The organism is Paenibacillus polysaccharolyticus, from assembly GCF_900102085.1.
Taxonomy (GTDB): domain Bacteria; phylum Bacillota; class Bacilli; order Paenibacillales; family Paenibacillaceae; genus Paenibacillus; species Paenibacillus polysaccharolyticus.
The window spans coordinates 148,035-173,804 of sequence record NZ_FMVM01000002.1 but is presented as its reverse complement, the minus strand read 5'-3'; the positions used below and the strand labels follow the sequence as shown (position 1 = coordinate 173,804).

Here is a 25,770-nt window from a genome sequence, read left to right as displayed (position 1 = left end):
TTAACGGTGTATGATCATCATTTCATGATACAACGGGCATTTCTGAACAGTGAAGGTACAACTTCTTCCCTATGGTACATTTACACCTGTAGCTATACAATACTTGATTTCTCCAGAGTAATGTGCAACTTCACGAGACAAAGGCAATGAATAACAACCTTTTCAGTCATCCCATTTCGTTGTATCCATACATAGGTACAATAAAAATAACCTTCTCAAGTCATCAGATGACCTGAAAAGGTTATTTGTTGCCACTAATTTCGTGATGGAAATGTTGAGGTTAGTTAATTACTAACCGCTACGAATTTCCACTGTTGGTTCGTTGCGCCCGTGTAGGTGTTCTGTTGAAGTTTGGCTCCATCCGATGTGGAAGCGTTCTCAACTTCAATCGCTTTATTGCTGTTCACATTGATAATGCTGTAGTACCCATTGCCGAGATCATTCACTTTGAAATGCTGTGCCGTTGTATTGAGATTAGCCATAAGTTGCACAGCTTCACCATTGGTCTGTGTACCGTTACGAATGTCGATCACTTTATCAGGTGAATTCACACTCGTCAGCGTGTAGTTGCCCCCACCAATGGAGGTTAGCACCCACTTCTGAGGATTACCGCCCAGATCACTCCATTGTTGTAATTGGAGATTATTCTGATTTTGCCCACCGGGAACATCAATCACTTTATTGGAATGGCGTGCTACAATTTTGTACGTTGCACCAGACACCAGACCTGTAGACGGATTTGTTGGATTGGTTGGAGTACCGCTACCATAATTCTGGGACCGTTCATTGTACCAGTTGAACAAGAAACGTCCCATCGCACTTCGAGATGCATCTCCATCCCACTTCAGTCCTGCGGTTGGATCAGCGAATGAACTGCGTGCTCCCGGTTCGAGGATAAAACCATTCATATGAGCCGCGATACTGACATTGCCTGCTGCATTGAAGATGGTTTTGGTATTCGTCCCAAAACCTTCATTACTACCGTTGAACAGATTCCAGTAAGCTGAATCACCTGGTTTATTTTTGAACCATGTCACTTCCGTGATGTTAATTGGATATTTATCCGCAGCAGCCTTCACATTGGTGTTCCATTGATCTTGCAGAATGTTGAAGTTGTCATAGGCTCCGTACCCTGGATACCAGTGAACCGCATAACCGTAGTTATTCAGAGGGTCAGTGAGCGGATGACTTGCTGTCAGGCTGTAGAACTGATTGTAACCCAGACCCGCAGCCCAGATGACGTTGTCTGCACCCTGATTACGAATGGTGGAGATCATGGAATTTTGGAAATTACGCAGGTCATTCCAATGATCCACGAAATCATTTTCTCCGTTGTATCCACCCCAGTGTCCGTTGGCATACGATTTCACCGGCTCATTAATCAGTTCGAAGTGAACATTGTCTGCACTTTTAATCTCTGGACGGGAGGCAAGATAACCCCAGATTTGATTGAACTTCTGCAAGTTGGCAGCTGTCGTAGCCTGATCATCCTTCAAGGTGAAGTCCAAGCCCAGAACGACATATACCCCTTTGGTTTTTGCATACTGGATATAAGGAATGATGACGTTCTGCGTCACAGTCTGCACACCGGCAAAGTTATATGTACCTGCCGCCACATCTCCCATGTCCTGACGGTCAATGAACAGACGCACCTGATTCATTTTCCAGCCATGATTGCTGCCATATTTCGGACTGGTATCTGCAAATGTGTCTGTGATGTCTTTCAGATAGGCCAATGTTGCGGCATGACGATTGTTACCATGAAGGTTGAGGTAATAATTGCTGTCCTGATACGTCCAGTATGCGCCGGAGGGTTGATGCCAGCCATTAAGGAGTACAGGTTGATTGTTGCTGTTGACCAAGTTTTTGCCACTCACTTTTAGTTTCCCCATAGGCATTCCCACCCAGGCATCAGCTTGGCTACCGCCCCATGGAGCAATCGTAATCAGTAATGCCAGAACGAGTAAAAGCTTGCAAGACATCATGAACTTTTTCACTGCTATTCCTCCTGTTTGATTAAATTGGCTTACATTACTGCGATAGGAAGCTACCGTCAAACCTGATATTTAGCAAGATCAAGATTTAATCTCATCCAGACTCGGTTGGCGCGCGCTCCCTTAAGCCATTCCATATCCAATGATAATGCGGGCTGTAACACATAAGATTAGCTGTACGCCATTCGGTGAAACTCACCTCATTGAGGTAAGCTTCCTTGGAATAGTCCTTAATATAATTCTTGGAATCACTCATGAGATATGCCTCCTTTCGTTTAGGAATGTTTGAACATCTAATAGCTGTACACTTCTTCGCTCTAAACGGCTATCCTACGATACCTGTACGCTCCACACTTTCCACGAAATATCGTTGTACAAACAAATAAATGATAATTAACGGCAGGATCGCAAGCAGAATACCTGTATCCTGAATCATGCTCAGATAGAACGGATCGGCCTGAGAGGCTGCACCGTCTGTCACCTGTTGAGCGAGATTGTACGGCAATGACGATAGCTGTGTTGACATGACTTTACTTGAAGTCAGATACGTTGTTGTGTAGAAGCTGTCGTTCCATTGCCATACGAAGGAAAACAGCATGACGGTGACCATGGATGGAATGGCATTCGGCAACATGATGCGAGTGAATGTGCGACTGATGCCTGCGCCGTCAACATATGCAGCCTCCTCTACTTCTTTCGGGATGCCTCTGAAAAATTGGCGGAATATGAAGATATACAAACCTGCCTTTAGTGAATTTGCGGTAACAGCTGTCAGAATAAACGGCCAGTACGTATTGAGCAAGTTCACCGGCTTCCCGGAAAACAGCGTCATCAGCCCCATCAAATCAAAGCTTTTCAGGTTCAGATACACCGGAATGAGAATGGTTGTTGGCGGCACCAGAATCGTCAGTATGACCCCTGCAAACAACCAGTTGCTTCCTTTGAACTTCAGTCTGGCGAATCCATAACCTGCAAGCGCACATGAGGCTGTAGTCAACAGTGTTGTTGTGGCGGACAACGCAAACGTATTAAACAGCGTTACCCAGTAATCCATGACACGAATGGCCTGCTTAAAATTGTCGATCGAGAAGTTCTGCGGAATCCATACAACTACTGCCGAATAGAGATCGCCTTTGGCCTTGATCGATGTGGATATTTTTTGGAATATCGGAAATAAAATAACAAAGGAAAGTCCGGTGATCAGAACAAATCGGATGATAGACCACAGCCAACTCTTCCATTGCTCAAGCGATAATAATCGTGATGTCGTCACGCGGAATGCCCTCCTTTCTAATCTTGATAGAAGACTCGTTTTGAGAAAATAATCGATACGATCACTAGAATAATGGCAATGGCTACGAAATACACCCATGCCATCGCGGAGCTAAGACCAAAGTCAAATTTCACAAATCCCGTGTCCCGAATCAATTTGGTCATCGCATTATTCGCAAAGGAGTCAATAATCGTATAGATCGCGTTCACAAAAATAAGCGGGCTGACCATCGGAAACGTGATTTTCCAGAATGCCTCGTATCCAGTCGCCCCTTCCATCTTGGACGCTTCATAGAGCTGCGGGGATATCGTTTGAATACCGGCCAGGAAGATCAAAATTTGTACACCCGATTGACTGACAATCTGGTAGATTCGATCAACTGCACCACTTAAATACGTAACAATCCATTCGCTTACACCTGCATTAAGCATCAGACCTTCCAGTTCCAATGTGCCAAAAGCACTTCCGCCTGTGCCGTTCTGGTTCACAGCTTCAATCAAACTTGTGCTTTCGAGCGACATAATGACGCCGGATGCCAGAATAACAGGCAAGAAAAAGATCGATCTTGCCACAGCTCGGCCTCTGAATTTCTGATTCAGAATGACTGCAAGAAACAAACTGAAAATGACAATAAGCGGTACATTCACAAGTACATCTGTAATGGACTCAATCAGTGCCCGGTTAAAGCTTGTATTTACGGTAAGTGCCTGAATATAATTGGCGAACCCCGTAAATTGAATCGCAATTCCTTCTGCGTTGGCTTGAATGGTGCTCATGCTGTATCGCAGAGACGCCAGTAGCGGAACGAAGAAAAACAATACAAATCCGATCAGCCACGGAAGTACGTAGATGACACCCCACATTGCTTTTTGCTGAGCATACGTACGACTTCCCCATTTCGATTTCAGGAGTGTCTTCAGAGCTGCTCACCACCAGTCACATAACTTAGGGCTTCAACGGTATGATTCTCTACTTCAACAGAAGAGTCATTGTAATTGACAATTACATATCCTCCGCCTTCATAGGTTGTTCGAAATACACCTTCACTCAAAGATTCATGAGTAATCATTGGACGCCCGGTGAACGACTTGTTTACTTGGCTAACTTCGGTATAAATCTCAGCTGCCATATCCATCCATTGCTCGTAATTCGCGGCATAGAGATGGTTGTAATCCGTTTCTTTCACCACATGGCCCGGGGCATTAAACCAAGCAAAATAAGGGCTCGCTCCATATTCAATCAGCTTCAGCACATACTGTCTTGCATCGGTATACGTGGACAGATTATACGGAGAACCGGTATAAGGAATACGGCCGTGAACGACCAGCTGAAAAAACGGAACTTCTTCATCCTCCAGTTTGAACCGACTACTGCTCATCGGAGCATCCGTAAGGCCTGTAATGTAAGGAAGCGCGTAAGCGTTACCGCCTTCAGCCACAATGGAGCCTGCTTGTTGTTTAATTTGATCCAAAGATTTTCGAACCGTATCCAGTGCTTGCGTACGATCAAGCAATTTCTTCGGATTCATATCGCTGTTTAACTGTTCTGCCATATCTTTCAGAGAGATGCCTCCCGCCTGGAGTGGTTCCATGTCCTTCAGCATATCTGTTGTCACATCGTCAATCTCATTCGGTGAGAGGACATAGGAAGCCGATACATCCTTCGTCCGTCGCTCCAAAGCCAGATCCATTGGATAGAGGACCGCTGGTTCCTGTGTTAAAGACCGGGAAGCCTCATTCGATGGACTGAATCCTTTTTTCGATTGCACGTTAAGTACAGCTACATCCGGATAAAATCCGATTCCCTCTTCACTCGTAAAAGCGCTGAAATCTTTCATTCCTTTTTTTCCGCCAATTACTCCGTCCACCTTAATGGAATCCGGCAATCTGTGGTGCAGTCCGCCATTGAACCATCCGGCATAACGCACTTGAATGTTCGACACATTTTTTTCCATCAGCTTCGAAAGAATCTCTTTTCCCTCATCAAACGTCGTCAGAGCCTCCGTGGAATTATAAGGTATGCCGAGCATATGCTGTCTTGTTGTCATGCCTCCGAAAAGCTTGAGATAAAACGGGATCGCAGACTGCTCCTCAGACGATTTCATTTCAGGAAGTCCCCCGGTTTGCACCAGGTACTCCCGGTACAGTGAGGCCAGACCAGAATACGAAGCCTGCTCCTCGCCTACAAAAGCGTAACGAACCACAAAATCAGACGACGTCGGTTTATTCTGGAACTTCGGTAATGTGCGAACCATGTCACTGGACTGAAGTGTAATATCACTTTTGTTCACGACATAAAAACTGGGATATACGTTATTGTAGCTGTTCAGCTTCCCACTTATATCTGCATTCACTACAGCCACCGCATCCCCTTCTTCGATAATGCCCAGGAAAGCACCTTCCGGACGAATCACGCCAAAGACAGGCAATCTTGCTTTGCTTTCACTGGAACTGGCTTCACGCAGCTTCATCGTTAAGTCTGGACCGTAAATATCCTGCTGGTAGGATGGGTACTGTAACTTACCATTGTTGAAGTGGATGAGCGCTCCCGAACCATCTGGTACGAGAATCGATCCTTCTTCTTTGGAGCCTCCAGCTCCGAAGTACTCCAGCACAGACAGAGTGTTGATGGGATACTCTTCTGGAAAATGGATACCTGAAGCTGGCACTCGCACTTTAAGCTGCTCTCCGTCCAGTTCATATTCCATCGTGAGCATGAATAGACGTGGCCCGCTTCGTTCCTGCTCAATGCCATGTTCGGTGTGATCTTTGACAAGATCTTCTTCTGTGTATCCGGCGTCTTCGAAAGCTTTCAGTGCACGGGTAAGTTGCAGACCTTGCATAGCTTTGTCAATCCGATTGTATACGCCTTCATCTTTATCTTCTGCATATCCGACTTTCAAGGCCCGTTCGCCGGATTTATCGAGCTTAGCCAGCACATATTGTTCGAAACGCTCTTTGCTGATCTTCACTGGCAGATCTTCAATAGATCGCTCCGTGTTGCCAAATTGATAGTGAACGCGTACCCCGTTCGGTAATGTTTCGTAACTCACTTGTTTATGCCGAACACTGTCCGTGAACGAATTCACCATACTGCTCTGGCCTGAACTGTTGAAAAAGCTCAGTCTGGATTGGGAGGACAGAAGGTCCTTGTTAATTCCGGCTGCAATGCCATCCTTCTCGCGTTCTTCCGGGTTACTGCGCCAGATTTGTCCGCTTTTACTATGGATAACGGCAATTTCAGCAGTCTCCTCGTTGATCAACAACTGCAAAGCGTTGTTTCGGGCGATGCCGATCATGCCGGGAATGCGTGTATCACTAAAAGCAGATTTCAGTTTTTCTCCGGGAGGCAGGGAAGGAGTCTCCACTTGACTAACATCTGCTGCCGTCTCGCGAGCCGCCGTAGATGGCGAGAACTGACAACCGCTTAGAAGCAAGCTACTCACCAGCAGTATTCCGGTTATTTTTTTGGCTGCGGCATATTTCATTCTGATTTCCTCCTTCCTAGCCCCGAAGCACTAATTCCTGATAGATCGTGTAGACAAAAGAGACAATCTGCTGCACAAGGCTAAAGAACAACAAGCATAAGAAAGCCATAAATGCCATAGCTACAAGCGTGAGCAGCATCGTTAGAATCGTTTTGGCTGGTGTGTACTGATGCACAGTCATGTTGCCTACAAATAACAGGTACACGGTCCAGCAAACCGCAATCGCATTAGAGAAGTAATAAAATGCCGTTTCCTGCGCAGAAATAGCGAGACTCAGCCAGATCCACGGGAAATGCACCAGAAACATCGGAACCAGGGCAAAACACGTTGACATGAAAATTTCAGAGAACTTGCCCTCGCCATCCATCAATGTGGTTAGAGACCAGTTGGCCACACACCAGAACAACACGGGAATGACAACGTACACCATCTCAAGCAAGCTGTTCAGGTACTTTGGATTGTTAAAGTTAATCAGAAAGCCACTGTACTGGGCTTGCAAAATTTTAGTGAAGACGAGCAACACCATAATCATTAAAGAGATCACCAGTGTCGTTTTTTGATTCCGCTCATATTTCAATTCCCAATACCCGTCAAAGGGATGAAAAATAAGATGCAGCGGATACTGGTACAATTGTTTACTTGATGCCTGCATTCGTTGTCCTCCTTTTCTGCCTGCGAACGATGGCGATAGTGACGAACGCAGCTACAGCCAGGAATATACCGGACATCACCCATGAAAAGTGTTCACGCATCAGTTCCTTCCGATAGAGAAGAAAAGCTTTGGAGTACCCTTGACGCTCCATGCTTTGCTTGAAGTATTGCGCCGACTCGGCATATTCTTTCTGGCGAAGCAACGCTTTACCAATACCTGCATAGGCATATTCCAGATTGGCATTCATCTCGGCTGCCTTCGCAAACAGTTCCGAAGACTGATCTTCTTCGCCATTGTAATAACTGCGCACGGCATCATGTAATGTGCGTCCATATTCTGTCGTCTGGAATACGGTAATTTCGCCAAGCGCTTTGTCCAGAACAAGCATCCGGTCTCCCGCTCGCTCCAGCGCGACAGGTGTATTAAACATACCCATCCGGTTCCCGATGCCGCCAAAAATATGGAGCAGATAACCGTCGCCATTATAGGTAAAGATGCGGCCCCTGTTTGAATCGAGTACAGAGTACATATCGCTGTCCCCTACATCGACATCAATCAGACGTGATGGTCCAGCTTCCGTGGTATACCTTAGATCACCTTGAGGTGCTGAATATCCTTCTCTCCGCAAAATGTCTGTTCCTTGGGCGTTCAATTTCTTAATGGGATCTTTGCCGCGATCACCGCTGGTGGCGTAGATAAATCCTTCTTTGTCCATATCCAGATTGGTGAACTCGGTCGGGGTAAACATGACCATCTGACTTCTCTGCTCCCGAGTAGCAAATCGTTTCCAGAGATATTCGACAGGATCAACCTGAACCCGGTTCGCACCAATGAAGGAGGAGAACTCGCCATCGGCGCTGAATTCCATGAAGCCGTCAAATACACCTGCGGCCATTACGTAAATTCGCTCACCCTGATCCATCACAATCCGCATAGGTTTGAATTGAAAGTCCTCGTTTAACAAGTCCGACTTCGGTTCAGCTACAATTTTCACGAGCTTTCCCTTGTTATCCAAGTGCACAACCCGCTGATTATCCGAATCAGCCACCAGTAAATCCCCTTTTTCCGTTACAAACAATCCTTGCGGGTTTTTAAATTGATCTGTTTTGCCGTCATTTTGGAACGACTCAATTGTCCGTACTAGCTTGAAGTTGCGATCCATCTCGACAATTCGTCCATTACCCGAGTCAAGCACATAGACACGCTCATCTGCGGTAACATGCATATCACTCGGTTCCTTGAAAGGCGTTATATTTAGCTTCTTGCCTGTAATAATCGTTGTGGCTTCATAAGCAGCCGGAGCTGGAACGGTATCTCCGTAATAGGAATAGTGATAGGCATCTGGATCACCGTCTGCGCTTGCAGGCAGTGCTGCTGAACTGAACAGCAGGAGGCAGACCATGCCCATGATGACCCATTTACGTTCTTTCCATGTGCTTTTTCGCGTGCTATGCTGCACTTTGCTGCCTCCTTTCTATTCTTTCATGCCTGAAGTAGCCATCGTCTGCATCACACTGCTCTGAGAGATAACAAACAGCGTGATCGGTACAATCATGAGCAGTAGCGCTACGGCAGCACCAACCCCTGCTCTGGCAATCCCGCCTTGCACGATCTGACTGAGTGCATAATGCAACGTTTTGAGATTTTCACTGTAAATAAAGCTACCGCCGTCTGTTCCCCATAGGGCAGGGAATTGCAAAATCATAAGTGTGAGCCATGCTGGCTTCACATTAGGCATCACAATGCTCCAAAAAATCCGATATTCATTCGCGCCATCAATTTTCGCTGCTTCCAGCAACGCATCAGGAATCTGTTCCATGAACTGTTTCATTAGAAATAGTCCTAGTGAGAACGCCAGCGAAGGAACAATGATGGAAGCGTGTGTGTTGATCCAACCAAGCCAGGACATCACCATGTAGTTCGGAATTGCCGTAACGTGCGGCGAGAACATCAATGACAGAATAACAATGGTAAATAATATTTTCGACCCCGGAAAACGATATTTCGCCAAGGGGTAAGCTGCTGCTGAAGCAAGCAAGATGTGCCCAGCTGTGCCCACTAGTGTAATGAGTAGTGTATTGGCAATATATCGAGACAAGGGGACCCAGGAATTGCCCATCAGATTAATCAAATCTGCGAAATTTTCTGTCGTCGGATTGTTCACCCAGAAGCGCGGCGGGAAGATAAACAGCTCATCCAGCGGCTTAAAGGCATTGTTGACCGCATAAATCAACGGAAGCACCATAAATGATCCGAACACAGCCAGTAGCGCAAACAACATGAAACTGACGGTAAATGACCGGTTAAGTCTCTTCGGCATGCCGAAGACTGCACGTACTTTGCTGGTCATCGTCATTCACCTATCTTTCTCAGCATTTTTTGCGTGAAAATGTTCGTTCCAAGCATCAATGCAAACAGCACGGTTGCGATCGCTGAAGCATATCCCATCTCAAAGCGAATCGTACCAAAGTCCATCAAATGCGTGACTACCGTATGCGCTGCATAGTTAACACTTGGGAATCCAGCCAAGGCAATCGAAATTTCGGCTACTGCGAACGATGCTGTAATCTGCATGACTGCACCAAACATCAACTGAGGTCTCATGGATGGCAGCGTAATATACCAAAGCTCCTGCCAGCGGTTTTTGATACCGTCCACCGTTCCGGCTTCCACCAGCGAGCGGTCAATCGTCTGCAAACCGGCAATAAAAGCCAAAAAGCTGGTTCCGAGACTAAGCCAGAGCTGCACCAAAATAACGATGCCCAGTACATACTTCTCGTTAGAAAGCCACTGAATCGGCTCCAGAATCACGCCAAGGCGCATGAGGAAACCGTTCATATATCCGTAGCTGTCACCAGAGAAAATGATCAGCCAGATGAAAAATACATTACCTGAGATTGACGGCGCATAGAAAACCAATGTCATAACTGCTCTGACTTTAGGAGACAGCTCATTGATAATCCAAGCAAATAAAAAACAGGCAATATAACTGACTGGACCCGTGATCACTGCAAACAGCAACGTGTTTTTGAGTGCAATTAGGAATACGTCGTCGTTCAGAAACAACCGGGAATAGTTTTGCCAACCGACAAAACGTGGCAACTCCAGCATATTAAAGTGAAAAAAGCTGAGACCGAGCGATATGCCGACCGGGATGACTGTAAACATGAAAAAGATCAGCATAAATGGTGCCATTAAGACGTAATAATGCCTGCTGAGATACAGATTCCTTTTCAATAAGGACCACCAGCCGACCTGGCGTGTATGCATAACAGGAGCGGCGGCTGTCTTGGATGTTTTAGCTTGCAACCGTTACCCTCCCTTTCCTTTATTTCAGATTAAATTCCTTGCGTTTCAGTTCAATCTCATCGTCAATATACAGTACATAGTCTGATAAAGCCTCACGTGGATTTTCATTCGCGTTAACGACTTTTCGGAAAGCATTATCCAAATGTCGACCTGTAAAATAACCCCCTGGCATCTGCGGGATACCTTGCACCCACTCCCACTGCTTCTCCAGGTTCTGGTAATCCTTCACTGGCCAAGGTAATTGTTCTAAAGCTTCAATGTTCGCTGTAGGATAACGGGCAGCCGCGCCCATCAGACCTTCCATTTCTCGTCCGTACTCGATCTGGGTTGACTCATCCGTCCACCATTTCATGAATTTCCATGCCGCTTCTTTGTTATTGGCATTTTCGAGCATCATGACTGCACTGCTCGCGCTAGCTACCTCATGCCGTATAGAACCATCCGGAAGCTGTGTGCCAGGCACAATCGTGAAGTCCCACAGATTGCGGATTTCCGGTGCTAAAACCGTCAACATGTTATAGGTCGTGTAGTCAGCTATGCCGATCGGCATTTCTCCTGTACGGAAACGGTTTGGAAAATCGGCTTTCAACGGGAACTTGTAATTCGTATAAAATTGCGTCCAGCGTTTGAAAGCTTCCATCGAAATTTCTGAATCAAGCGCACTCTTTTTCCCATCTTCGTTGTAGAACTTTCCATCATTCTGATATAAAAGCATTGCAAATGTGGCGTTAGGAACCATGTTGGCATTGTTCAGCGTATCTTCAATCGGCAGATAGAACTCCATATTGTGTTTCTGCAATACAGCGATCGCATTATACACGTCCTGCCAAGTTTTTGGTGGCTCCAAACCTAATTCATTCAATATATCCTTGCGGTAAAATAGCATTGGGAAATGTTGCTGCTCCGGTAGTGCGTACACTCCACCGTCATACTCATAAGGTGTTATTCCACTTGCCCGGAATCTGCTAGCCACCTCTTTGAAATCCGGAAACTTGCTCAGATCTGCTGCGGCATTTCTCATCGCATAGTTCACAGGAATATCTTCACCCATTTGCATCGCCACATCGGGACCTTCTCCGGCCAGCGTTGCGGGCAACAAAATATTTGGTGGCACAAGTCTCAGCTGCACAGACACATCGGTATCCGGTGTAAACGTATCGTCAATCATGCCCTTAAGCACTTGAGCCTGATCCCGTCCGGTGGTGATCCATACGGTGATTGAGTCCTTCTTTTTCTCCACGTTACCGATACTGTCATAGTCTTCCGTGTAGGAAGCGACATAAGCACCCAGTTCATGCTTCACCTGTTGGAACGCAGACGCTTCAGCCTTTGGCACTTCTTGTCCTGAAGGAGCTACAACCAGGTAATCCATCGTAATCGGTTGCTCACGTACAGTCAGAATCCATGTGCCCAGGCCACCGACATTAATTTTGAATGTATCCAATCGTTTCGGAACGGTTTCCGGCCTTGCCGCCATATCCTTGAGCTGTACAACCATGGCATTCAGAATGGCTACTTTGTCACTCTGTTCTCCGGTTGCTTTTTCGAGATACTCCGCGACAGATGTGAGTACCACAGCTTGTTTTTCAAAAACCTCTATCATCTCTGGAATACGCTTCTCCAACTGATAATCCCGAAGTGGATCAGGTTTGTTGGAGGTAATCATTAGAATTTTGCGGTACATTTCATTCAGTTCAAGTACGCTTGATTCCACCGTTCGAAGTAACGGGGCAATATCGCCAAGTGTGACTGTCATCCGTAAGCGGTGTTTCCCCTTCTCCAGATGGAACTGATAGGGTTCTTCTTCACTGTTTCCAAGCACTTGTGTCTGCCAGGACGGACTATAGTTGAAGCGAATTCGTTTCACCTCTTCAAACGGAACTTTGCCGTTAATGGTAAGACTGCGTGTGGCATAGATACCCCGAAGCTGATCCTGTTTTACTTTTAACGCAATCTGGTACAGTCCATCTTCAGGCACATCAATCTCCCATTCAACCCATTCCCCCGGAAGTTTCCAGTTCAGGCCTCCGATGGCATTGATCCGAATTTTGGATACGTCGTAGGGTTCAAGTGATGGACTGGATCGATCCGAGATGGGCGCAAGTGTAGGTGAAGATTTGGTGATCGCTTCTTCGCCTTGCACTTTCAGCATGATGGGGCTAGCTGGCTTTAGACCTAACGAATCATACGTCTTCTGGATTTCGGCATACGTAGGAACGGCCTCCTCCTGATACAGTTCGATGTAATCAATCGCCATACTCTCTCTGAGAGAAGTCAAAGATAATTGCTGGTTGCCTTTTTCAAAATAAAACTGAAACGGTTCCTCAAAATATCCGGCACTATCTCGAAACGAAGCGAGTTGCCATTCCGGCTTCTCCACCTGCCTTGGTCTGAGATCGTTGCCTCGATCATCCTGACGGACGTGATCTTCGCGATTGCCCCATACCCTGTCGAACAGAAGTACATCCGCTTCCCGGAAAGGAACTTCCCCGTTTAACTCCAGCTTGCGCTCGATTCCGGAACTTTTGCCTTCAACAGGATAATAGTGAATGCGAACCTGATATAAACCACTCACTTGAACGGGAACATCCCAGCGAATGGTTCCGGATTCGGGTGTAATGACTGCACTGCCATCCAGCCCTTCATATCCTTGCACCACCTCGAACTCTTCGTTATCCGCCTCCGTGTAAGCTTCACCTTGAATCCTTACGGTAGTGTCCGGTTTGGCAGTGCTCGCATACGTTTCCTGATAATGTTCATAACTTCGTGAATCCCTGGTGCCCGCTACAGCTTCAAAATCCTCAAGTGCATGCACTGTCCCGGGGCTCTGATTCTTGGATGGATAGATCACGATGATCGAGAACACCAAAGCCAGAACAAGTGCCAGAATCAGTACCTTTTTCTTACGTGACCGCATGTTTGCATGTATCCCCTTTCCTGTAAGCGTATCAGCAAAAGAATGATTGACTAACCCGGGCAGACCGCACTTGGTACTCGCGCGTTCTGCCCGTATTTAGCAGTGCTTATTTGTATACCTCATCAATAGCGGCTTGGAAAGGAGCCTTGTATTTCTCGATCAACGTAGATACGGATACGCCTTCTTTCAGTTCTCCATCAAAATCCCAATAAGGAAGGGAGGGGAACGTGTTGTGGTCCAGAACAAGCATCCCAGCTGCCACTTCTCTGGCGTTGTTAATATCTGCTTCATCAGTCAGATGTCTTTCGAGCGTGGATTGTTCCGGATAGTCATAGATGGAATCAATCTCATTGATTTTTTCCCAGATGTACATCAGTTGCTCTGGATTTTCTACCGCTTTAGGGATCGTGATCGCTTGATAACGTGATTCACCAGAATGGTAGGCCGAAGCGCTTGGGCCTTTAGGATAAGGCAGGAAGCCAATATCATAATCCGGCATGTCTGTTTTAATGCCTTCAATCTCGTACATCGCGCCAGAGTACATCAGTGTATTTCCTTGACGGAAGAAGGTAGCTGGTTCAGTCCAGTCGCCGCCTTCTGTTGGTCTGCCCACTTTCTCTGTAGCCAATTTGTTCAAGAAATTGAGTGCTTCTTTTGTTTTTGGATCTTCGAGGTTCTGTTTATCCTCTTTGGTTAGTGAAGCTTCGTTGGAATACAGGATTGGTTCAAGCAAACCCGTTTGAGCGAGGCCCCACGTATCCAGCTTGCCGTCATTATTCCGGTCTTTGTTGGCTTGTTTGGCTACAGCCAGGAAGTTATCCCAATTCCATTCGTCCGCATCAACATATTCCTGCAGTGGCTTCAGGCCAAGCTCTTGCATCAGAGTACGATTGTAGAAAATACCGTTGATGAAGGAAGACTTATCTTCCGTAAATCCGTAACCTTTCCCTTCGTATTGCATATATTCCTTGGTTGTTTTTTGATTGAATACCTGATCGTTCTTGATATAATCATCTACCGGCCACAACAGATCCTGTTTGGTCAGTGCCGGAATAGCGTAGTTTTTACCGAGTCTAACAAAGTCTCCGAGCGGCTCGCCTGCCATCAAGGAGGCTACAACTTTCTCTTGATACTCACCAAAATCGATGGATACATATTCGATATTGAAATTATGTTTTTTCTTCAAAGCTTCGAGATTCTCGAGTCGTTTGATATTGTCTGGATTGTTATCTGTAATTTGCATATCCCACCACGCCACAACCTTAATCGTTCTACCACCCATGTCAAAATCCATCTCAGGTGTAGAATTTTCATTTTTCGGCTCAGTTTCGGCTGGTGCTTGCTCCTCTTGTGGTGCCGGTTTTTCGGGTGCCGGCTCAGCAGCAGGTGCAGAACTACAAGCGTTGATCATCAACATGACCGCAAACAAAAGACTCAGTAGCATAAACTCGTTTTTCTTCATTGTCTTCCCCCCTGATTGTCGTGTGCTACCAAAGTGTATCGTCCAAATGTAAGCGCAAACAACCCGCTTAAATACAGGTATTTACCCGGTCAGATTATAGATCAGGTTCATTTGAGGAGTGATTTAGGGTATTTCACCTGCAATTGGTAAAGAAATGCACTATCTGCAAAATAATGCACATTGTATGCGCTTTCTTTTCTTCCCATAATGAAACTAAGCCTTATTTCAGTTAAACAGTGGATCGGAATATCAGGAGAAGGTGAGGTCATGCTTCATGTACAGTGTTTTACTTGTTGATTATAGCCGCCGCTTGTCTAAAGAGCTTGAACAGCTTCTGGAAGACCACAAATTCCCATTTACAATTACAGATTCGGTTTCCTCTTCAAACGCTGCTCTTGCAGCACTATCCGATCGGGATTTCAGTGTTGTCGTCGTGCATACAGAGCAGTATGATACAGCAGGATTATGGTTGTGTCACCACATTCGAAAAACAAACGATATCCCTATTCTCCTGCTTGGTGGAAGGGATCAATTCAGACTAGTCCGCAAAGCATTAACTTATCAGGTGAATGATTATTTACCCTCACCTTTTAGCGCTTCCGCGCTTGTACACAGTTTATATGAACTTCTGAACAAACTTGGGCCTGTTCCTGTGAAAAAAAGCCCTGCCGTCAAGCCTACGATTCAGCTCAATGGCAAAGCGATGGATTCCAATCATGTGATTCGGATCGTGAAAGCTTATGTAAGAGATCATCTGAATGAAGAAATTACGTTGAAAAAGATCGCTGACATGTTGCATTTCAATTGTGCCTATCTTGGTCAGAAGTTTAAAATGCAAGAGAACGTTTCCTTTAATGACTACATGTTGAAGGAGCGAATGAAAAAAGCCAAACAACTTCTCCTGTCCACCGACCTGCGGATTTACGAAATTGCTCTGGAGGTCGGATATCGGGATATCGATTGGTTTTATAAAAAATTCAAAGCTTACGCTGGGTCAAGTCCCAATGCCTATCGCAGACAAAAGGCTCACACCGCTTAATTAATTAAGTAATATACGGAGCCGTTTGTATTCGGAGCGTATCCCAGGCTACATATATATTGAAAATCTATCTAATAAAAAGCACGCAGGAGATGCTACTCCTGCGTGCTTTATTACGTTCTTATCACTTACCGATCCACCGAGCGAATCAGTAAGGATTCTCGATACTCCTGAGGAGTCATGCCCGTCTGTTTTTTAAACAGCCTCGTAAACGAATGAGCAGATTCATAACCGACCTGAAGGGCCACTTCCCGCACCATTAGCTCATGGTTCATGAGCAACTCCTTGGCCTTGCGAATTCGGCTATCATCAATAAATTCGGATAGATTAATGCCCATCTCCTGTTTGAAAAATCTAGATAGATACGAAGGATTAAAGTGATGCAGTTCTGCCAGTCGTACTAACGTAAGATCTTTTTCCAGATTACTCTTGATATAATTACATAAACTCTGTACGACTATATTCGCACGTTCCTCTTCGTTTGATCGTTTGAAGTTGACCAGTTCATCGGCTGCCAGATAGAGATATTGAACGGCATCTTTCATGCTTGGAAAATGGTCCAAATGCAGAAAACTTCGCTGATCCGGAGTTTTCTGCTTCAGTCCCCAGCGATTAAATGCTGCGTAAAAGGTCAATGCCAGATGATAGTATGTCTCCATGGCTCGCTCCATCGTCATATCCTGTTGAAGGAGCTCTCCCACAAGCTCTTCGAAGATATCATAGAAGGATTGAAAGCGTCCTGTCTCCAGAAAACCATTCATTGCTTCTACCCGGCTTGATATCCGCGGTGATTCCTTCGGCGTACCCGCTTGAGGCTCCTTGTAATTGTCTGTCAGAACCATCGACATGCCATCCCCGACTTTCATCCACTGTAACAAGCGCAGACGCTCGTATTGCTGCGGGAGTTGGAACCACTCACACCCCCGTCCACTAAGTGTGCATGCAATCGACACGCCCAGTGAAGCAAGACACGACTCCTGGACAAGCTCTAAGGTACCTTCCATGTATCTCGCAAAATGCTGGTCTACATCTCGCTGGCCATCTTTAGGCTGAAGTAGCCACACCGTATCACCATAGTGATCCGTAGCACTGACACATTCCGTATACTCACTCATCAATGATGTTCCAATGATCCGAATAGATGATTCAGTACACCCTTGTTCAACTTCTGCCGGTTCATGTAGCTTATTCAATCTTGCAAGCACCAAAAACACCGGAGAATCAGCTTTTAGATGAATCTGCCTCTCTAGTAGTTCAGCCTGAAGTTCAATTAATGAAGCAGCAGTTGAACCTTCCTGAAGAAGCTTTCGGATGTATTCATCCTGCCTAAATGCGGTTAGCCGGGATGTAATCTCGCTTTGTTGTTCCAGAAGATTATGCATATCATGACTTTGCCTGATCTCTTCCATAACCTGCTCCACCATGTGCATCACTTTATCGTACCCTTCTGTCTTAAGCAGGTACCGTACATTGTTCATCTGAAAGGCTTTGTATGCATATTCAAAATCACTGTGACCCGTCAGAAAAATAACACGGCACTGCGGCCAGCGGCTTTGAATCTCTTCCGTCAGCTCCAGTCCGCTCATGCCCGGCATACGAATGTCCGTCAACACAATATCAATTCTGGAGCGCCGCATCCAGGAGAGTGCTTCTGTAGCAGAGTATGCTTTGCATACATCCAGCCGATCCGGCATATGTCTCGCAAATGTTTCATACAAACTATCCGTAATAATCTCCTCGTCATCTACAATCAGAAGTCGATACATTCGTTCTCCCCCTCGTTCCACTGGATTCGGATGACAACCTTTAAACCTTGTAGCTCACTTCGTGACAAAAACAACCCGCTTCCTTCGCCAAAGGTCAGAAGCAATCGCCTATGAATGTTCATTAATCCCGTTATGTCATCTGTCGTTGCCTCACGATGCATGTTATGTTGCAACTTCTCTATATCTTCTGTCTGGAGATCATGCCCGTTATCTTCCACCGTAATTTCCGCCCATGATGACTCCATATGGAATTGGATACGTAACAGACCTTCGGACGTATTTTTTTCAAGGCTATGCTCATAGGCATTTTCAATAATCGGCTGGATTACAAGTCTGGGAACCTGAATCTGTTGCATTTCCAGCGGAACCTCACCAAATTCAACCTTAATTCGTCTGGAGAATCGCAGTTGCTGGATATCCGTATAGATTCGGGAATGATGTACTTCTTCCTTCAGTGGCACATGATCTGTCCCATTGCGTGTAATGAATCGAAAATATTCACCGAGCATATTCGTAAATTGTTCAATACGATCCGTTTCTCCTGTTCGTGCAAGCGAGCTCAGAATGAAGAAACTGTTGTACAAAAAGTGTGGGTTAATCTGTGATTGAAGCTGCTTTAATTCAGCTCGCTGCATCATCATCGTTTTTTTGAAATCACGGTCAATCAGCAATTGCAGATTTTCAATCATATGATTAAAGCGGCCATACAAGAATCCAAACTCGTCTTTGCGATGATGTACAATCGGGATATCCAGCACCCCGCCCTCCATCTTTTTGAACCTTTTCACCAGCAATAATAAAGGAATGTGAATCAGTTTGTACGTTGAATAGAGATATGCTGAAATCGCAATAAACGATGTGATGGCAAATATCCATGCCCATTTATAAAACTTGCTCAAGGGTTTGGTGACCATTTTCTCAGGCAAATATGTAGCAATGGATAAACCAAGAGGTTCCATATGATGTTGGTTCACATGGTACGCTGTATCCTCAACATTTACGCGAAAGCTCTCAAGGGAGTTCTTTTGACTATATTCACGGTAGTTGGCAAGAATGATCTCGCGCTCTTCCCGGTCTAAAATAGCAAAACCTGTTTTGTCTTCAATAAGGAGGGAAGCACTTTCAGGGTATAGATTAAGTTGAGATAATTCATTCTGAAAAGCAACATTATCCAGTTCCACCTGAACAACAAATAGCGGTGCGTCTCCCATTTTGCCTGTTAAACGGACAGCACTCAGATTCAGGGTATCGTCTTTAACTGTGAATCGATTGCTTTCTTCGTGCGTGAATGAACTGAAATAATCGTATGAGGTACTATTAAATTCATCAATTCCCTGCACTGCGGAGATACTCTTGTTGACTGTAGGAATATGTACATAAACGTTCTTGATATAAACGCTGCTGTTTTTGAAAGAGGCCAGCCGTTCGGACAAATAGTTTAGTATTTCCCGTTTTTCAATCTGGTCCATATTGTTCCAGAGGATCGCCAGCCGATTCAGCTTGCGGTCCTCTGCAATGTCAAACTGCTGCAACTCCATCCACTCGATCTCCCGGTTAAGTTCTGTCGCGTATTGACTTAACCGCCTCTCTGTCGATAAAGAAATTTCCTGACTTGCCGTATCATAGCTCCAGTGGTACAGATACACGCCCAGAAGAATCAAAGGTATGACAAAAACCAGGTAGGTCATAATCAGCCGCGCAAATATACTGTTAAACCACGACTGTGCCGGTATCTTGAACAACGAACTCCCCTCCTGATTTCAGATCAAAGACACCTGCCTTAATAGGATAAAGCGAACGCCTGGTGATCCCTGGCGGCTTGCGTTCTATACCATGCGTTCACCTCCGATGTAATCTCTTTTCCGCCCAGTTCAAGCCAATCTACTACAAATTGATCGAATTCTTCGATAGGTGATCCATAAATAATATTCATAAATACTTCAAGCTGCAGATCCCGAAGGATAATCTGCCGATCTACCATCGTTTCCGTAATTCCGCCTGTGAATTGATCATACAGAAGCTGTCCATTCAGATCGTAATCATCCGCGATGCTAAACGCACCTGTTGGCCCGTAAGTCTGCTTCCATCCCCACCCGCTCTTCAAACCTTCTGATTCATAAGCAGCTATTCGCTTGTGAATCGCCAGCGCTTCGTTCTCCAGCACAGAAAAGTCACCTGTTGTACGTGCATCCCGAATATCTCGATATGCATCTAAATTTTTGGTTCCCGGAAAAGGAGTGACCGGAGACAGCATCCACACCGCACGTGAGTCGTCATTATAGTACGTTTCATATTCCGCATTCTGTCCCCAGTTTTTGTCCAGATGCAAATTCATCAGTTTAACGACGACTTCAGGATGGGCAAAACCTTTTCTCACAGCAAAGTAGTTTCCTGTATTGGAACGAAGCGGTACAACCCTGTTTCGACCTGTCTCGGCTACGATCGGATATGCCTGCCATTCTGCTTCCGGATCTTCATCACGGGTAGACTGGACAACAAAAGGAGTCCACTGCTCACCATAGAGCATGCCAATTTTCCCCTGATCAATGAGACGGTATGCCTTGCTTCCATTTTTGTAAGCAAAGTCCGGATCAAGCTGTCCCTCAAGGTACATGGTCTGTAATACTTCCAACGCCTTACGTACCTCAGGCTGTATGCCTCCATAGGTCAGATCGCCCTCAGGATCTTTAATCCAGATATTCGGAAACGCACCATACCCCGCCATAAATCCAGAAACGCCCATAACCGGGTCCCATAGATAACTCGTTAGCGCAAGTCCGTAGGTGTCCTGTTCTCCATTACCATCCGGATCACATGATGTAAACGCTTCCGAAACTTTCAACACGTCTTCTATCGTTTCAGGTGCCTGCAGCCCCAATTTATCCAGCCAATCTGTTCTGATCCACAAATACTGTGCCGTTTCAATGGAAGAAGATGATTCGGGAATAGCCATTAGCTTGCCGTTAATCGTAGCTGCATCAAACGCCCCTTTCCCTTCGGCCTCCAAAATATTTTTGGTTAGTGGCGTGGCGAAATCACGATATACTTCCGTCAAATCTTCAATTAGATTGGCATTGCTCAGCTGCCTTAGCTGATATGGGTTAACTCTGACGACATCCGGGAAACGGCCGGCAGCAAGGGAAACCCCTAACTTTTGATTATACACATCGCCCGTTGCAATCCAGTCATACCGAATCTGAATACCAAGCTCCTGTTCGTACAAACGAGTCCAGCGGTTATCGACCAGTGTCTCACCGGGCAGTTGCTCAATCATGCGCTGTAAGTCTTCTCCCGTTTCTCTGACAAAAGAAACTTGAATGGGCGGGGAATAGGCCGCCAAAGATGAGGTCTGCTGATCTTTAGATAAGTTGTTGATATGACCGGAGTCTCCCTGCGTATGTCCAGTAGGTATACATACGGTTAGAAAGATAATAATCGTCCATCTTGTTTTGTACATCCATCGCTTATGCATGGTGACATGCCCCCATTTTGATTGAATGAACGTATCTATTTCTTTTTCCCATAATTGTTATCATTGTACAACATTTGATCTGTCATGAGTACGAAAAAGCCGCCGATTGGCGACTTTTATTTATAACTCTGAGCAAGGATTGATTTACGGAGAGATATGATATTCAAAATTCGAAAAGTCGGCCATGCCCCCTATTTCATGTGTGGAGAACAGAAACAATCCAATTCTACAGCCCATGAAGTGATCCAGCTTGTAGACCATTTTGTGCGGAATCCCGAGGCTCTTCCAATCTGCCCCATCCAGATAGGCAAAGCGGCATTCATCTTGATTATCTACAAAATTAGCTGAGGCTTGCAGCTTCACTACAGGTCCTGTTACAGGTATGCGGGCGTACTCCGTGGCAGGCTCCTGGTCAATCATACTGCCAAATATGCTGTTATCCTGACTTACTCTGGCCTGCATAACGAGATAGTACTTGCCTTCATTTTTTGTCATTGCAATCAAACCATACGTGCCAATCAGAAAACATAAACCTGCATAATCACCATCGTTCAGGCCACTGCCATCCAATGTTACTGACGCTACACAAGCCGGCCCCATGGCCCGCTGAGTGAGTGTATTCACTGCAAACGTCAGGTTAGGGCTAAGTTGACCCGTTCGAATTCGGTACACTCCCGGTACTTCCGTAACAGACCACAAATCATCATGCGGTGTATGATTCCACTGCCAAACATCCCGAAGTCGCACATTACCCTGACCATCCAGCGTATATTCGAAACGATCGCTTGCAACCAGCGGTTGGTAACGGTAGCCCGGCCTTGTGCTGGCCAGATCGATTTGTTTCGGAGCCTCTTTTGCAAATACAGGTACGCCTTCCTCGAAACGCATCGGGACCAGAACCGGAATTCGCCCTACGGCCCCATGGTCTTGAAAAAGCACAGCGTACCAGTCACCATCCGGTGTATCCACGATTCCGCCTTGAGCAACCCCTGAATTAAAGTATCCCATATCATCATTGAACACTTCTCCGCCAACAAATGTACCATCCAGCGTATCCGCCCTGTAACAAGCTTGCGTTCGTCGCCCTGCTTCCTTCGTCATATGAATCAGGAAGACATAATAGATACCTTCAATTTTGTAAAAATGTGCACCTTCATACCCCAAGTAGTGCGGCTGAAGGTCTTTCACTAGGATGCGATGCCTCCCTTCCGGCTTGGGGCCGGAGAGATCGGTTTTTAATTCGGTTAAGTGAATCTCCCGATTACCATGTACCAGATACACCCGTTCGTCATCATCAAAAAATAACGAGCAGTCATGGTAGAATCCTTCTACAATCTGTTTATTCCAAGGTCCGGTTATCGTTTCAGAAGTATACAGATACGTTTTACGAGTATCATTGGCTACAAAAATGACGTAGAACTTGCCTTGATGATAACGGAGTGAAGCCGCCCACATGCCTTTTCCGTAGATCTGCTGCCCGTTCTCCAGCCGCTGGGCTGGTGTATTATCCAGTCTGTCATATACATACGAAGCGGTTTCCCATTGAATCAGGTCATATGAACGGAGAATAACACATCCAGGCATCATATGCATGGTCGTACTTACCATATAATACGTATCTTCTACCCGAATGACGTCCACATCCGGATAATCGGCCCATATAATCGGATTTGAATACATCGTGTAAAACACCTCTTTTCGGAGTTCAGCATCATAGCTGTTCACTCTGGCTCCAGCTCTCCAATCAACAGGATAAGTCCCTTCCTGATGTTAGGCTTCTTCAAACATCCATTGGTTTAAAAGGATGCATGGGTTTTCTTCTGATGGTTTCAGTACAAGATACAGGTCGTGTTCATGCCTAGCGCCAGTTATTGAAGTCGATGCCTCCATCCATTCTTGACCCTCCGCTGATGCAGGAATATGCACTTTTCCAATTAAATCACCGTCTTCTCGTTCTAGTCGAAGTTCAAGAGTACATGCTCCACCTTGGCTGCATACGGTTGCAGTAAAGCTTGCCGCCCCTTTTTGACCAAAATCCACACGCGAGATCGCAATCCAGCTTCCTTCATGCATCACACTGGCAACTTCATCTGGTTTTGGAGACTCGCCTTGTTCCGCTTGCTCCGGACCCGAGCCACTTATTTGACGGGTGATCACTCCCGCATTCCAGCCAATCGTTGACCCGCTGACCTGTTGATATGGATTGAATGATTTCAGTTGATCTACACCTTCGTAGTCCGCTTGAATCGCTTTGATTCTTCCACTTGTCTCTTCGTACTGCACCTTGTTCAGATGTGTGGAACGATACCCTTCCGGGATATCCATCGCCTGGCACAGAGTCTGCGCATGATAAGCAATATACCACTCATTCCCCAGTGGGAAAATAGCATGATGATTGTTACCGCCAATCCCGAAGAAGTGGCCCGGGTTTTTAAGGATTGTTCCCTGATACGTCCATGGACCCATAGGCTGCGCACTTGTCATGTATGCAATTTCTCCCGGTGGCGGGCTATCCTCGTCACGTTCAACTTGAAAAAAGTTGGAGCAGTAAGTGTAATAATAGATGTTATCATATTTATGTATCCCCGAATTTTCAAACATAAAAGGTGCAGGAATGATCTTGGCCTTACCCTCAACACTGACCATATCCTTTCCAAGTCTCATCACTCGCGCCGTATCCGGACGCTCTGGTTTCCCCTCAGGCACGCCTCCACCAAAATAAAGATAAGCTTGATGGTCATCATCCACAAGCACAGCAGGATCAAATAACCACGTTACGTCTTCAACACCCGGCGTTTCTCTTGTCACCAACGCTTTTCCGATCGGATCTGTCCAAGGCCCTATAGGTGTTGGTGCGCTCAGAACACCAATACCGCTGGCATTATTGGCAAAATATAAATAAAAACGATCTTCACCATTCAAATTGCGATGTGCAGCTGCTGGAGCCCAAGATTGGGAAGCCCAGGTAGCTGCCCCTTCTGGACCTGCTACTTTGATTTCCCCATGATCTGTCCAGTTGATCAAATCATCCGATGAGATGACTGTAATTTTATTGATCGACTGATAACTGTTTTTCTGAGGAATCTCATTCGCATCATACTCCAGTTTGTCACTGGTCATATAGAGGTAGACCCGGTTATTAAACACGAGTGCATAAGGATCAGCTCCGAATTTGTGTGCCATTAGAGGATTAGCGTTGGGACGAAGCTTTCCAATCTCCTTTGGTGTATGCTGCAAGTGACCCGTTAAGCCAGCTTCAGTCTTCTGCTCCCCAGCTTGTGCCATCGTTTCATTGTTCATTTCATTTCCTCCCGCAAATAGAATGGATCTTGCATTATTTTCATATCTAATCAGGTATCCATATATTAGGGCACAACAAATAGAAAGCGTTTGCAAATCAAACGTTTTCATGATAGGATGATTACATTTTAAGTGAAACTAAGTCCAATTTCATTGCGTAGTTTGCATGTTTTATTGCGTGAAATGACAGGAGGTACTTCTACGATATGTCTTCTGATTATTTTTATGATGCGATTCAGCCAGAGCTTTTGTACCGCCATCCCCTAACAACCTACAGGTATGACTCCAGTTATCACCGCCACAACGCGTATGAAATCTACTTATTCCTGCAAGGAAATGTACACTTCTATGTCGATCATCGTTGCTATCCCATGCAGCGTGGCGACTTGCTTGTCATATCTCCTGAGGAGATGCATCGGACACTTATTGTGGACGAGACTGAATATGAGCGAATCACGATTAACCTCAAGAAAACCTATGTGTGCCAGCTATCCACAGTTTTGACGAATTTATTATCTTGTTTCGATCATCGCCCTGACGGAAGTGGCAACATCATTCATCTGAATGAGAACCAGTTAAATCAGCTTCTGTATTGGACCCGTCAGATTGAAGAATCTGCTGATTCTAACAGGTACGGCGCAGACGTGCAGACCAATGCTGCTATGGCACAACTACTTGTTCTGATCAACCAGTGGTTTCAGCATAATTCCTTTGTACCTCAAGACATCATGCCTGAACTGGTACGCAGAACGATGGAATATATCGAAGCACACATCACGCAACATATTACTCTCGGACAATTGGCCGAACAATTCTATATGAACAGCACCTCCATCAGCCGGCAATTTAAAAAGCATACCGGGCTTACGCTTCGCTCCTACATTCTAGGTAGACGCATTGAACTTGCCAAAACACTTCTTACAGATGGACTGAGCATCACAGATGTTTGCTTCCAGTCAGGGTTTAGTGACTACGCCAATTTCATTCGTAGCTTTACCAAGATCGTTGGAATCTCACCGGGAAAATATACGAGGTATCGGCAAGCCGAGGTTAGAATTGATTTGTAGCCGGAAACCGATTACCATTAAGAGCATTGTCA

The 25,770-nt window shown here is 45.7% G+C and carries 18 protein-coding genes; 2 read left to right on the top strand and 16 right to left on the bottom strand.

Annotated elements, in window-relative coordinates; all coding sequences use genetic code 11:
* Positions 1-284: 284 nt before the first annotated feature.
* From BLQ13_RS03295 to BLQ13_RS03250, 11 genes are all read right to left on the bottom strand, one after another.
* Positions 285-1,997, bottom strand: a complete 1,713-nt coding sequence (locus BLQ13_RS03295) for an RICIN domain-containing protein (protein ID WP_090915963.1) — start codon at positions 1,995-1,997, stop codon at positions 285-287.
* A 91-nt stretch (positions 1,998-2,088) separates the two neighbouring features.
* Positions 2,089-2,250, bottom strand: coding sequence for a hypothetical protein (locus tag BLQ13_RS28410; protein ID WP_167375627.1), 162 nt, complete (start codon positions 2,248-2,250; stop codon positions 2,089-2,091).
* 69 nt (positions 2,251-2,319) lie between these two features.
* Positions 2,320-3,267 carry a carbohydrate ABC transporter permease gene (locus tag BLQ13_RS03290; RefSeq protein ID WP_090915961.1) on the bottom strand — a complete coding sequence of 316 codons (948 nt, stop codon included), beginning with the start codon at positions 3,265-3,267 and terminating at the stop codon, positions 2,320-2,322.
* Positions 3,268-3,284: 17 nt separating this feature from the next.
* A complete protein-coding gene (locus BLQ13_RS03285; protein WP_090915959.1) occupies positions 3,285-4,130 on the bottom strand; it encodes a carbohydrate ABC transporter permease in 846 nt (281 codons plus the stop codon).
* 53 nt (positions 4,131-4,183) lie between these two features.
* Positions 4,184-6,754, bottom strand: coding sequence for a DUF5696 domain-containing protein (locus BLQ13_RS03280; RefSeq protein WP_090915956.1), 2,571 nt, complete (start codon positions 6,752-6,754; stop codon positions 4,184-4,186).
* Positions 6,755-6,770: 16 nt separating this feature from the next.
* Entirely contained in the window at positions 6,771-7,406 is a 636-nt protein-coding gene (locus tag BLQ13_RS03275) for a YIP1 family protein (protein ID WP_090915954.1), read from the bottom strand.
* Positions 7,390-8,814: an NHL repeat-containing protein gene (locus BLQ13_RS03270; protein ID WP_090916496.1), complete on the bottom strand. Its 1,425-nt coding sequence runs from the start codon at positions 8,812-8,814 to the stop codon at positions 7,390-7,392. Before BLQ13_RS03270 ends, BLQ13_RS03275 begins: the two co-directional genes overlap by 17 nt.
* Before the next feature lie 66 nt (positions 8,815-8,880).
* Positions 8,881-9,756, bottom strand: a complete 876-nt coding sequence (locus BLQ13_RS03265) for a carbohydrate ABC transporter permease (protein WP_090915952.1) — start codon at positions 9,754-9,756, stop codon at positions 8,881-8,883.
* 2 nt (positions 9,757-9,758) lie between these two features.
* The gene (locus tag BLQ13_RS03260; protein ID WP_373323182.1) at positions 9,759-10,676 is read right to left on the bottom strand and encodes a carbohydrate ABC transporter permease; all 918 of its coding nucleotides are present in this window, start codon (positions 10,674-10,676) and stop codon (positions 9,759-9,761) included.
* A 58-nt stretch (positions 10,677-10,734) separates the two neighbouring features.
* Positions 10,735-13,632, bottom strand: coding sequence for an extracellular solute-binding protein (locus BLQ13_RS03255; RefSeq protein ID WP_090915948.1), 2,898 nt, complete (start codon positions 13,630-13,632; stop codon positions 10,735-10,737).
* Between the two features lie 106 nt (positions 13,633-13,738).
* Entirely contained in the window at positions 13,739-15,094 is a 1,356-nt protein-coding gene (locus BLQ13_RS03250; RefSeq protein ID WP_090915946.1) for an extracellular solute-binding protein, read from the bottom strand.
* Positions 15,095-15,368: 274 nt separating this feature from the next.
* Between BLQ13_RS03250 and BLQ13_RS03245 the strand changes: the two genes are divergently transcribed.
* A complete protein-coding gene (locus BLQ13_RS03245) occupies positions 15,369-16,133 on the top strand; it encodes a helix-turn-helix transcriptional regulator (RefSeq protein WP_090915943.1) in 765 nt (254 codons plus the stop codon).
* A gap of 128 nt (positions 16,134-16,261) precedes the next feature.
* Here BLQ13_RS03245 and BLQ13_RS03240 read toward each other — a convergent pair whose 3' ends face one another.
* The 5 genes from BLQ13_RS03240 to BLQ13_RS03220 form a co-directional block, all read right to left on the bottom strand.
* Positions 16,262-17,899 carry a response regulator gene (locus tag BLQ13_RS03240; protein WP_090915941.1) on the bottom strand — a complete coding sequence of 546 codons (1,638 nt, stop codon included), beginning with the start codon at positions 17,897-17,899 and terminating at the stop codon, positions 16,262-16,264.
* Positions 17,884-19,641 carry a sensor histidine kinase gene (locus BLQ13_RS03235; RefSeq protein WP_208606743.1) on the bottom strand — a complete coding sequence of 586 codons (1,758 nt, stop codon included), beginning with the start codon at positions 19,639-19,641 and terminating at the stop codon, positions 17,884-17,886. The genes BLQ13_RS03240 and BLQ13_RS03235 overlap by 16 nt, the downstream gene beginning before the upstream one ends.
* Positions 19,642-19,679: 38 nt before the next feature.
* Entirely contained in the window at positions 19,680-21,371 is a 1,692-nt protein-coding gene (locus BLQ13_RS03230) for an extracellular solute-binding protein (RefSeq protein ID WP_090915939.1), read from the bottom strand.
* Positions 21,372-21,515: 144 nt separating this feature from the next.
* Positions 21,516-23,051, bottom strand: a complete 1,536-nt coding sequence (locus tag BLQ13_RS03225; RefSeq protein ID WP_090916492.1) for a glycoside hydrolase family 43 protein — start codon at positions 23,049-23,051, stop codon at positions 21,516-21,518.
* A gap of 90 nt (positions 23,052-23,141) precedes the next feature.
* Positions 23,142-24,671 (bottom strand): glycoside hydrolase family 43 protein, encoded by a 1,530-nt coding sequence (locus BLQ13_RS03220; protein ID WP_090915937.1) that lies wholly within the window; start codon positions 24,669-24,671, stop codon positions 23,142-23,144.
* Between the two features lie 206 nt (positions 24,672-24,877).
* Here BLQ13_RS03220 and BLQ13_RS03215 point away from each other — a divergent pair, with 206 nt between their 5' ends.
* Positions 24,878-25,738, top strand: a complete 861-nt coding sequence (locus BLQ13_RS03215; protein ID WP_090915935.1) for an AraC family transcriptional regulator — start codon at positions 24,878-24,880, stop codon at positions 25,736-25,738.
* The last annotated feature ends 32 nt before the right edge of the window (positions 25,739-25,770 follow it).